At 66.0% G+C, this 426-nt stretch carries 1 protein-coding gene; it reads left to right on the plus strand.

What is annotated here, in order from left to right:
* Window positions 1-426 (plus strand): hypothetical protein (locus QSK21_RS35960; protein WP_285702227.1); only part of this gene is annotated, 426 nt, incomplete at both ends.

Below are 426 nucleotides of genomic sequence, written 5' to 3' on the forward strand. Positions count from 1 at the left end.
CTGGCAGAAGGTGCCCGGCGAGTACCGTGCCGACCTTCAGCGCCTCATCGTGATCCAGGGTGACACCGAGCCGGCGTCGGTCGAGCAGCAGCGTAACCTGGGCGCCACCGCGCCCAGCCTGTACGACCTGCGCAACCTGTTCCAGGTCAACGTCGAGGAAGGCCGCCATCTGTGGGCGATGGTCTACCTGCTGCACGCCTATTTCGGGCGCGAGGGCCGGGAGGAGGCGGAGGAGCTGCTGCACCGCAACTCCGGCAGCCAGGAGTCACCCCGCATCCTGGGCGCCTTCAACGAGGAGACCCCCGACTGGCTGTCGTTCTTCATGTTCACCTACTTCACCGACCGGGACGGCAAGTACCAGCTCGGCACGCTCAAGGAGTCGGCGTTCGACCCGCTGTCACGCACGTGCGAGTTCATGCTCAAGGA

Origin of the sequence: Actinomadura sp. NBRC 104412 (genome assembly GCF_030269515.1) — a bacterium.
Taxonomy (GTDB): domain Bacteria; phylum Actinomycetota; class Actinomycetes; order Streptosporangiales; family Streptosporangiaceae; genus Spirillospora.